Below are 4,798 nucleotides of genomic sequence, written 5' to 3' on the forward strand. Positions count from 1 at the left end.
TAACGGCTTCGGCCAACAGTGCCTGGCCCATCTCGCCGCTTGCGCGTATGCCCTGGTCACGCAGTGCATTGCCCAGATTGTTCTGGGTCATGGCCCAATCCTGTGGCAGCTGATCGCGGGTATAGACTTGCAACGCATTTCGATAGCAAAGAATTGCTTGTTTTAAATGGTCGTGCGTTTTTTGCGCTTCAGTTCGGATGCCTTGTTGTTCATTGGCATTTCCTATTTTAGTCTGAATAGCACCCCACAATCGTGGCTGTTTATCCTTAACAATAAAGGAAAGGGCGTTTTCATAATTTTCAATTGCTTTATGAAATTCGTAGTTGTTGTAAGCGGCATCTCCGGCAAGACGCAAATCAGAGATAATGTCATCCGCCAATTGTTGTTCTTGGGTCTTTAATGCCGTCCATTTTGTTATTTTTCCGTTTGCGGATTTGTTGAATAACGACTCGGCCTTACCAAACTGCTTTTCAGCAAAGGCTGCCAAACCGAGCTTGTGGAAATCATTCTCCTTGCTTTTTGTTTCCGCTACCCACTTGTCGATTTCCGCTTTGGCCTGTTCGGCGCTAAATCCATATTTGACCGCCCATTCTTTTATCGCCTGTGAAAAGTCGATATCCTGTGGCGTTCCATCTGGCCGGATTTGCTCTTTGCTCTTTTCGGCCAACGTTTTAATAAAATTTTCGATTCTGTCTTCAGACCAAAATTTTTTGGAGCCGACCGGCAGCAAGCGTATCTCGACAACCTTTTTTTCCAAATCCGCCGGGATAGGATGTTCCCCTTCCAACGGATATTGAATGCAATAGCCGTCCTTGGCGACCAGAAACGTCACGGTTTCTCCTGCTTTGAAACCGTCCGGTATGAACATTCGAAACAGGCCATGGGCTTTGGTTCTTAGCGTATCACCGGTCTCCTTGATGGTAACATCGACGCCTTCGGCAGGACTTGTCTTGTCATGCTTATCAATAAGTACGACGCAGCCTTTAATATGTTCACCATAGGAAAAAACAGGTGTACATAAGAGGATCAACAGGAACACAAAATAGAAAAATTTTTTCATTTTGCCGCCTTCATGGTGAAGCTGATGGTTGTATTGCCAAGGGTCGCATACTGTTCATGGGGTTTATAGCCATCCTTCTGTGCCAGTATTTCCATGGTCTTCTGGTGGGTTTCTTTGATTTTAAGCTCAAATCTTCCCATGCTGTCGGTTTTGACTGTTACGCCGATTTGCGGAACTGAGACGCTCACATCCGCTACCGGCTCGCCTGTTCCTGAGCGTATTGATCCGGCAATCACCTGTTCGTACGGTTTGGCCGGCACCTTGTTTTTTTCGGGATCCGGCGCTAAAGGGCTCATCCACCACCACAATACAACTGCAAACAGAGCAAGGCCTCCGGCCGCCTTGACGGCAACTTGCCCAAGCTTCGAGTTCCCGGCGAATTCAATATTTATGTCACCCGTTAAAAAATAACCAAAAAAGGCAGCAAGCAGGGCGGATAACAAGGCCAGCAATCGGTGCTTGAATTCAGGCAGTGTTGGCGGGGCGAAAACGAAGACACCAATGAGGAAAATAAATAGTAAGGAGCCGAATATCCATGTCGCAAGAGAGGTCTGCTTGGACTTGGTCCATTTTTGACGGGTTTTGATTGCCATAGCATGCCGCCTTTCACTTTCATGAAAAGAATTAACCTAATTTTTTGATCTAACTATCCCTTCCACTCTGGGGTTTTGATTTATCTAATCAGAAAACTCTGCTCATTTTTCCCAGCCGCCAAACAGATGAAGATGCAGGTGGAAGATCTCCTGGCCCCCGCCTTTTTCCACATTAAAGAGCAGCTTATACCCGGAGTTGTTTATCCCCTCTTTTTGGGCCATCTTTGCGGCCAGGGTGAAAAGTCCCCCCACAAGTTGGGTATGCGCAGGTTCAATGTCGTTAACGCTGCGGATATGGGTTTTGGGCACGATCAGCAGGTGGACGGGGGCTTTGGGGTGGATATCCCTGAACACCACATAGTCGTCGTCCTCATAGAGCATGTCGCTGGGAAGTTCATGGGTTGCAATTTTACAGAAAAGACAATCGTCAGGCATGTTTTTTCTCCAATACAATATTTTTAATCCAAACAGGCCTCAGGAAAGCCCATTAATGGCTTCCATGAGATTTTCCATGGCTGTTGTGGCGTTCTCCTGGATGAATATATCCGTTATCCAGTTGGTATATTCCGACGGTTCCGGGTTGATCTCTATAATGGTGGTGCCTCGGTCCTTGGCCCTGGGGGGGATTATATTGGCAGGTGCCACCGTGCCTGTGGTGCCGATAAGTATCATGCAGTCCGCTTTCTGGGACGCCTCAAAAGACTTGGACGCCGCATATTCGGGAATAGCCTCCCCGAAAAACACCACATCCGGCTTCATCAGACCACCGCAAGTCAAGCAGGTGGGGGGCAGACGATTCATGTCCACCCGGGCCACATTCACTTTTTGTCCGCAGTTCAGGCAGATGATCTGTTTTAACGACCCGTGGAATTCGTAAACTTCTTTGTTGCCGGCATCCTTGTGCAGGTTGTCGATATTTTGGGTGATGACTGATTTTAACAGGCCTCGCTGCTCCATCTCCGCCAGGGCATAGTGGGCGGTGTTGGGCAGGACCTGGCCGAACAGGTCATAGAAAATATCCCTGATAATCTCCCAGGACCTGGTCGTGTTCTGGAGAAAATAATCAATTTCAAAGGTTTGGGGGTCGTATTTATTCCACAGCCCGTTTCTGCCCCGAAACGGCGGAATGCCGCTTTCAACGGAAATCCCGGCCCCGGTAAAGGCCACACAATAGTGGGCATCAATAATTTGTTTGGCCGCTTCTTGATAAATATTCATGGCATATCATTACCTTCCGGGGTTTACACTTGACCAGAGGATTGTTATTTTATTCACTTTAAGGACTAAAGATAACTAAATTTTGATATGGCGTAAAGGTAAATCAAAACACAGATGAATGCAGACAATGGACGATCTCCGGCAAAACAGCATAATCCGGCAGCCACCCTTACCGTGGACCAGGTGGCCGAAAACCTTTCAGCCTTTGCCATTGACAGGGCTGACATAAAATCGCTTTTAGGCACAGTCCCCGAAGGGCATTCCATAGACATGAACCGCCTGGAATATGAACTGGCCATTCTTAAAATTCTTAGTGTGGGGTGGGGGCTTGCCTTTTTCATGCCGGCAACAGATATTAATAAGACGCCTTTGACCCAGACATTTTGGGAACAGATCCGGGAGATTGCCAACAATGTGTCAACCCTGACCGAAACCACCACAGGCACCCGGGTCGATTATTTCGGCATACTCAAGGAACGACTGGATACCTTTGTACAGCAGATGAAGGAAAAACAGACCAAGGGCGCTGATCCCAGCGGTGTCATGGGACCTGTGTTTGCCAATGCCTGCGGCGTCCCGGATGATCCCATGGCCATCCTTGCCGGAACCAAAATGTTTGCCTTGACCCTGGCGGCGGTCAAAGAGTATTTGGCTGCCGTAAAAATAGAAGACATCACCATTCATTGATCCATAATTACCTAACAAGCTCTAAAAACAGGCATCTTTTTTCGCTATGATTGATGATCGGACAAAATTTACCATACAGGCCGTGATCTGGGTCAATGTGATCATGTATGCCCTGTCCCTGCTGTTCTCCCGGGGACTTCACTTCACCCTGAATCCCTTAACAGCCCTGGCACCGTCCAGTGATGCCCTGATTTTCCTTGGTGCTTCCGGGACCGTGCCCTTGGCCTATTTCCATGACTGGAGCAGTATTTTCACCGCAAACTGGCTGCACGGCAGCCTGTTGCACATCCTTTTCAACATGATGGCGCTTCGCACCCTTGCCCCGCTCACGACAAAGGAATTCGGGGTCTACCGGATGCTGTCCATCTATATCCTCTCCGGTGCCGGTGGTTTTTTCCTCTCCTGCCTGGGCGGTGTGCCTTTGACCATTGGGGCATCTGCCGGTCTTTGCGGGTTGATCGGTGCCCTGTTTTATTTTGGCTGGTCCCGGGGCGGCATCTGGGGAAAAATGGTATTTGATCAGACCAAGTCCTGGATTTTTAGCCTGGTGCTGATTGGACTGATCCTGCCGAACATTAACAACTGGGGCCATGGCGGCGGGTTTGCCGCAGGTTTTATCCTGGCATTTCTATTTGGGTATGAGGAGCGTCGCAGATCCGGAAAAATCGATATCCTNNTGCACAGGCATGTCCGTGTTTACTTGTTTTCTTCTGTTTCGTTCAGTTTTCCAGGGCTTGGAATTGATTCTGAAATAAAGAGCGCCAAAGGCGCTTCGCCCTTTTGCGTCCAGTCTCTTGCGGTGGTGATTTAAAAAGTATGCTGACATAAATATTGGGATTTTTAAACCAAAAGAGTGTATGTTTGGAATATGAAAATTGAAATCACACTCAAATGTCCTGTTTGCTCAGGAATAAAAATAAAAAAAATGGCAAAAAAATAGATGGTAAACAAAATTACTATTGCAATGATTGTGGTAGGCAGTTTATCGGTAATCATGCTTTGAGTTACAAAAGGTGTCATTCAGAGTTAAAAGACAGAATTTTGTTAATGTTCGCCAGAGGAGTGGCCGTTAGAGATATTGCTTAAATCGAAAAAATTAGTATTAACAAGGTGTTATCAACGCTTACAAATTCAAACTATAAAATAAATCCGAAGCAGTCTCACTACGACAAACTGGAAGTTGATGAATTTTGGACTTACGTCGGTTCAAAAAAGAATAAAGTCTGGCTGATTTATGCTT

General features: G+C 47.1%; 6 protein-coding genes and 1 pseudogene. 3 read left to right on the forward strand and 4 right to left on the reverse strand.

Features of this window, described 5'->3' with window-relative positions:
* From B3D59_RS03245 to B3D59_RS03260, 4 genes are all read right to left on the reverse strand, one after another.
* The coding region (locus B3D59_RS03245) for a hypothetical protein (RefSeq protein WP_286817670.1) at positions 1-1,060 on the reverse strand (1,060 nt) is incomplete at its 3' end.
* A complete protein-coding gene (locus B3D59_RS03250) occupies positions 1,057-1,653 on the reverse strand; it encodes a carboxypeptidase-like regulatory domain-containing protein (protein WP_286817671.1) in 597 nt (198 codons plus the stop codon). The genes B3D59_RS03250 and B3D59_RS03245, both read right to left, overlap by 4 nt.
* A 102-nt stretch (positions 1,654-1,755) precedes the next feature.
* On the reverse strand, positions 1,756-2,088 hold the full coding sequence (locus tag B3D59_RS03255) for a histidine triad nucleotide-binding protein (protein WP_286817672.1): 333 nt from the start codon (positions 2,086-2,088) through the stop codon (positions 1,756-1,758).
* Between the two features lie 39 nt (positions 2,089-2,127).
* Entirely contained in the window at positions 2,128-2,871 is a 744-nt protein-coding gene (locus tag B3D59_RS03260; protein ID WP_277004625.1) for an SIR2 family NAD-dependent protein deacylase, read from the reverse strand.
* A gap of 114 nt (positions 2,872-2,985) precedes the next feature.
* Here B3D59_RS03260 and B3D59_RS03265 point away from each other — a divergent pair, with 114 nt between their 5' ends.
* The 3 genes and pseudogenes from B3D59_RS03265 to B3D59_RS03275 form a co-directional block, all read left to right on the forward strand.
* On the forward strand, positions 2,986-3,558 hold the full coding sequence (locus B3D59_RS03265) for a hypothetical protein (protein WP_286817673.1): 573 nt from the start codon (positions 2,986-2,988) through the stop codon (positions 3,556-3,558).
* Positions 3,559-3,604: 46 nt separating this feature from the next.
* Positions 3,605-4,369: a rhomboid family intramembrane serine protease gene (locus B3D59_RS03270; protein ID WP_286817674.1), complete on the forward strand. Its 765-nt coding sequence runs from the start codon at positions 3,605-3,607 to the stop codon at positions 4,367-4,369.
* A 57-nt stretch (positions 4,370-4,426) separates the two neighbouring features.
* Positions 4,427-4,798, forward strand: a pseudogene (locus tag B3D59_RS03275) (IS1 family transposase); the annotation flags it as partial.

Origin of the sequence: Desulfobacter sp. UBA2225 (genome assembly GCF_002348205.1) — a bacterium.
Classification (GTDB): domain Bacteria; phylum Desulfobacterota; class Desulfobacteria; order Desulfobacterales; family Desulfobacteraceae; genus Desulfobacter; species Desulfobacter postgatei.

Excerpts from the sequence above, each read along its gene's own strand:
- B3D59_RS03250 (WP_286817671.1), bottom strand. The coding sequence starts at position 1,653 with ATGGCAATCAAAACCCGTCAAAAATGGACCAAGTCCAAGCAGACCTCT.
- B3D59_RS03255 (WP_286817672.1), bottom strand. The coding sequence starts at position 2,088 with ATGCCTGACGATTGTCTTTTCTGTAAAATTGCAACCCATGAACTTCCC.
- B3D59_RS03260 (WP_277004625.1), bottom strand. The coding sequence starts at position 2,871 with ATGAATATTTATCAAGAAGCGGCCAAACAAATTATTGATGCCCACTAT.
- B3D59_RS03265 (WP_286817673.1), top strand. The coding sequence starts at position 2,986 with ATGAATGCAGACAATGGACGATCTCCGGCAAAACAGCATAATCCGGCA.